This is a genomic window from Spirillospora sp. NPDC029432 (genome assembly GCF_040703975.1).
In the GTDB taxonomy this organism is placed as follows: domain Bacteria; phylum Actinomycetota; class Actinomycetes; order Streptosporangiales; family Streptosporangiaceae; genus Spirillospora.
Window position 1 is genome coordinate 1 of sequence record NZ_JBEZWH010000147.1, and the last position, 3327, is coordinate 3327.

Below are 3327 nucleotides of genomic sequence, written 5' to 3' on the forward strand. Positions count from 1 at the left end.
GCGTTTGAAGGTACCTTCGCGGTGAGAGCGGTGTAGGGAATCAGGGCGCCGTAGCCGGTGCGTTCGTCCCAGCCCTTGGCGTCGACGAGCGCCGCCGCCCCCGCAGGGCGTGCCGCAGCCGGGCGCCGCGGGCAAGATCTCGCTCACCAAGAGCTCGCCGTCGGTGTCGCTCACCAAGCACGGCGCCACCGGCGGCCACATGCGGGTCAACCTCAACTGGTCCGCCAAGGAGGGCGCCGCCAAGGGCCTGCTCGGCAAGCTGCGCCGCGGCGTCGACCTGGACCTCGACCTGTGCTGCCTGTGGGAGCTGCGGGACGGCCGCAAGGGCATCATCCACGCCCTCGGCGACTTCGGCGCCCTGGAGCGCCCGCCGTTCATCCAGCTCGACCGCGACGACCGGTCCGGTGCCGTCGCGACCGGCGAGAACCTGCACATCAACCTCGACCACACCGCCGACTTCAAGCGGATCCTGGTGTTCGCCGAGATCTACGACGGCGCCGAGGACTTCCGCGGCCTGGACGCGACCGCGACCCTTTACCCGGTCGGCGCGCCGCCGATCGAGATGCACATCAGCGACTGCGTCGACGCCTCCCGGGACGCCGTGCTGGCGCTCATCGAGAACGTCGGCGGCGAGCTGGTCGTGCGGCGCGAGGGCCGGTTCGTGCTGCCGCCGCCCGGCCGGCCGCGCTGGGGCAAGATGTCGGTCGACCAGGCGTACAACTGGAACCTGGAGTGGGTGGCCGCGCGCGGCAAGGACTGACCGTCCCGGCGGTGCGGCGCGCTACGACCTGACGGAGTCGGCGAGCTTCTTGTCCCGGGCGGCCCTGACGAGGGCGGCGGCGAACCTGCCGAGCTCCTTGTCCGGGACCGCGCCGGCCAGCTTCTCCGGGTCGGTGGGCAGCCCGAGCCGGTCCGCGCCCTTGCGGGTCTGGTCGTCGAAGTAGGGGCGCAGCCACGGCCAGACGGCCTGCGCCTCGCGGCAGAAGATGTCGACGCCGGTCGGGCCGATCCCCTTGAACTCCTTGAGGAGGCCGGCGGCCCGGCCGACGTCGCGCCCGGCGGTGACGGGCAGCCGGCGCAGGTCGCCGCCGTACTTGTCCTGGACGAGCCCGGCCATCTCGCCGAGCCGTGTCGCGGTGCTCTCGTCGTACCGCACGTAGTGGCCGCGGCCGAGCGCGTCGACGCGGTCCTGCCAGCTCAGCCTCCCCATGCCGCGCGGGGTGCCGCCGCCCGCCTCGAACAGCTCGCGCGCCGCGGCCATCGCGATGTCCGCGGTGATCCGCGCGCTCATCAGGTTGGCGAGCACCAGCAGCTTCCACAGCGCGGCCGGCTGGTCCTTCAGCGGGATTCCCGCCTCTTCTGCGTAGGTCCGGCCGGCTTCGCGCATAAGTCTCTTGACGACGGCGTCCATGGAACGCACCTCCCGTATGGAGGCGGCGTACCCAGGAAGGCCGGGGTGACTCCGGCCGGTGCGCCCCGGCTAGAGCAGGCTCAGCTGGCCCGCGCCCGCGAGCGGGTCGCGGTGCTTCTTCAGGTGGCGCCAGCGCGGCAGGTCGTCCAGGTACGACCAGGACATCCGGTGGTGCGGCGTCGGCCCGTGCTCCTCCAGCGCGGCCTGGTGGACGGGGGACGGGTAGCCGGCGGAGTCCGCGAACCCGTACGCCGGGAACTCGCCGTCCAGTCCCGCCATGAGCCGGTCGCGGTGCACCTTGGCCAGGACGGACGCCGCCGCCACCGTCACCGACCGCTGGTCGGCCTTGACCTCGCACCGCACCTTCCACGGGCTGCGCAGGAAGTCGTGCTTGCCGTCGAGGATCACCACGTCGGGGCGTTCGGGCAGCGCGTCCAGCGCCCGCACGGCCGCCAGCCGCAGCGCCTCCGTCATGCCCAGCTCGTCGATCTCCTCCGGCGACGCGGCGCCGATGGCGTGCCCGGCCAGCCAGCCCGGCAGCACTTCGGCGAACCCGTCCCGGTGCGCCGCGGTGAGCAGCTTGGAGTCGGTCAGCCGCACGGTCCGCCGCCCGCGCCCCGGCAGCTCGGGCGGCGCGCTCAGATCGGTGACGGCCGCGCACACCACGACCGGGCCCGCCCACGCGCCGCGGCCGACCTCGTCCACGCCCGCGATCCGCAGCGGCGCGCCCGCCTTCGCGCGCAGGTCGTCCTCGATGCCGTACCCGGCGGCCCGCGGCGGCGGTACGGGCGCGGCGGCCGGCGCCGCGCCCATGCCGGGCAGCGCGCCGTCCGGCTCGCCGGGGTCGGTGGCGTTGCGGGGATCGTTCACGGGGACTCCATCGGCGGGGTGGTGGACCCGTCGATCGTACGGCCGCCGCGGGGGGACGCGCCCGGCGTGCCCGGCGAACCCGAGCCAACGAACCCGCGCCGGGGAGTCCCGTTCCGGCGGGCACTGCGCTTTACTCGCCTTGTATGGCTGTGTTCCGGAGAGCCCGCTCTCGCGCCGCGGCGGCCAGCGCGGCGCGGGATCTGTTCGAGCGCCTGCGCGTGCGCTACTTCCAGATCCAGAGCGGGCAGCGGTTCCTCGGCGGGCTGCTGGTGGCCGCGCTGGCCGTCGTGGCCGCGGTGCTGCTGGAGGGACCGGTGGCCGGCACGGCCGTGGCCGCGCTCGCCGCGCTCGCGGTCGCCCACCTGTTCCTGCGCTCCCCGGCCGGCATGGCCGCCGGCTCGGTCATCGTCGGCTGGGCGCTGCTGTCGGTCCCGCTGGGCCGCCTGTACCCAGAGCAGGGCCTTCCCCTCTACCTGAACCCGGCGCTGCTGCTGGCGCTGCTCGCGCTCCCGGTCGCGTTCGTGGCGCTGCGGCTGCGCGGGTACGCGCCGTGGCGCACGGCGCTGCTCTCCCTCGGCGCGGCGGGCCTGGTCACCGCCGCCGTGGTGCACCTGCTGCCGCAGCTGCACGTGTCGCCGGGATGGGCCGCGGCGCTCGCCGTCCTCGCGTACCGGTGGGACCAGGCGCGGCGGTCCGTGCCGGCCGAGGCGTACGACACCGGCTGGGTCCAGGAGCAGTCCGGCGCCCCGGACGCCCCAGACGCCACGGACGCCACGGGCTCTGAAGGCGCGAAAGGAGACGCTGCGAAAGGCCCCGGCAAGCGGCCCGACCGCAGGCGCCGGCCCCCGGTGAACGAGCCCGGCGGGGACGAGGACGCGCCGCACGCGGGAGTGCCCGCCGCGACGCAGGCCGCCTACGAGCGGCGCGCCGCCGAGGCCAGGGAGACCGCCTCTGGAGTCGACCTGGCGGACCAGCTCGCCCAGCCACTCGATCAGGTCGATCAGATCGTCGGTCTTGATCGACTCGGGGACGGACTGCTGCAGCGC

4 protein-coding genes are annotated in these 3327 nt (G+C 74.8%); 1 reads left to right on the forward strand and 3 read right to left on the reverse strand.

Annotated elements, in window-relative coordinates; translation table 11 throughout:
* Positions 1-109 precede the first annotated feature (109 nt).
* Entirely contained in the window at positions 110-760 is a 651-nt protein-coding gene (locus AB0881_RS41695) for a hypothetical protein (RefSeq protein ID WP_366626442.1), read from the forward strand.
* Positions 761-781: 21 nt separating this feature from the next.
* Here AB0881_RS41695 and AB0881_RS41700 read toward each other — a convergent pair whose 3' ends face one another.
* From AB0881_RS41700 to AB0881_RS41710, 3 genes are all read right to left on the reverse strand, one after another.
* Positions 782-1411: an endonuclease gene (locus AB0881_RS41700; RefSeq protein WP_366626443.1), complete on the reverse strand. Its 630-nt coding sequence runs from the start codon at positions 1409-1411 to the stop codon at positions 782-784.
* Between the two features lie 69 nt (positions 1412-1480).
* Positions 1481-2224: a ribonuclease HII gene (locus AB0881_RS41705; protein WP_366626445.1), complete on the reverse strand. Its 744-nt coding sequence runs from the start codon at positions 2222-2224 to the stop codon at positions 1481-1483.
* A 53-nt stretch (positions 2225-2277) separates the two neighbouring features.
* Entirely contained in the window at positions 2278-3324 is a 1047-nt protein-coding gene (locus tag AB0881_RS41710) for a DUF3516 domain-containing protein (protein ID WP_366626446.1), read from the reverse strand.
* Positions 3325-3327 lie beyond the last annotated feature (3 nt).

Bases quoted from the DNA above. Each gene is read 5' to 3' on its own strand.
- AB0881_RS41700 (WP_366626443.1), bottom strand. From the start codon at position 1,411: ATGGACGCCGTCGTCAAGAGACTTATGCGCGAAGCCGGCCGGACCTAC.
- AB0881_RS41705 (WP_366626445.1), bottom strand. From the start codon at position 2,224: ATGGGCGCGGCGCCGGCCGCCGCGCCCGTACCGCCGCCGCGGGCCGCC.